The organism is Noviherbaspirillum sp. ST9, assembly GCF_048799745.1.
GTDB lineage: Bacteria > Pseudomonadota > Gammaproteobacteria > Burkholderiales > Burkholderiaceae_D > Noviherbaspirillum.
On the sequence record NZ_JBLWFR010000182.1, the window covers coordinates 1 to 550 of the forward strand.

Annotated in this window: 1 pseudogene; it reads right to left on the reverse strand. The window is 66.4% G+C overall.

The annotated features are described in order from the left end of the window. Window positions 1-550, reverse strand: a pseudogene (locus ACNOHI_RS25415) (hypothetical protein); the annotation flags it as partial.

Below are 550 nucleotides of genomic sequence, written 5' to 3' on the forward strand. Positions count from 1 at the left end.
GTGACGACCGGCGCGCCCATCCACAAGGCTTCGTAGGTGGTGGTGCCGGAGTTGTGCGGGAAGCAGTCCAGCACGATGTCGACCTCGCGGTACACGTTCCATACCGGCGAGGTGTAGCGCAGCTCAAGCCGGTTGGCGTCGACGCCATGGACGGCGAACTGGGTCTCGATGTGTGCGCACAGTCCGGGATCGTTGAAGTTGCGGCTGTCGAGGCGCAGGCGTGCCGTGGGCAGGCGTTGAAGAATGCGGGCCCAGGCTTCGATCATGCGTGCATTGATGCGCTCGGTGCGGCTCAGGCAGGCGAAGGTGACATGGCCGTTGCGCAGGGCAGGCGAGTCGCCAGGCTCGGGTGATTCGGCCGGCGGCTGGTAGACCCAGGGAGCGCGGCCGAGGCGATGGATCTTCTCGCTGAACAGGTGTTCGCAGCCGGGCGGCGTGAAGACGGCATCGCCGATCAGGTAATCCATCGTGTCCAGGCCGGTGGTGTAGCCGAAGCCGAGCCAGGAAGCCTGGACAGGAGCGGGCTTGCGGGCGAACACCAGCAGGCGGT